1 protein-coding gene is annotated in these 254 nt (G+C 71.7%); it reads left to right on the top strand.

Annotation, left to right across the window (positions count from 1 at the left end; genetic code table 11):
• A partial coding sequence (locus tag WDW90_RS40170) for an Hpt domain-containing protein (RefSeq protein ID WP_336493125.1) occupies positions 1–254 on the top strand: 254 nt, incomplete at both ends.

The raw sequence follows: 254 nt of genomic DNA, 5'->3' as shown, positions 1-254 counted from the left end.
CCGGCTCGTCCAAACCATCAAGGGTACCTGCGGCTTCCTCGGGCTGCCGCGTCTCGAGGCGCTGGCGTACGCGGCCGAGACGCTGATGGGGCGGTTTCGCGACGGCCTTCCGGCGACCGCGGACTCGGTGACTCTGATCCTCGCGACCCTCGACCGCCTCAAGGCCATCCTGGCCGACCTCGAGGCCCCGGGCTCGGAGCCCGCAGGCTCGGACGACGACCTGATCGGCGCCCTCGAGCGCATGTCGGAAGGCC

The organism is Methylobacterium nigriterrae, assembly GCF_037106235.1.
Taxonomy (GTDB): Bacteria; Pseudomonadota; Alphaproteobacteria; order Rhizobiales; family Beijerinckiaceae; genus Methylobacterium; species Methylobacterium nigriterrae.
Note: the sequence above shows the minus strand (reverse complement) of the source record. Positions and strands in the feature narration are given on the sequence as shown.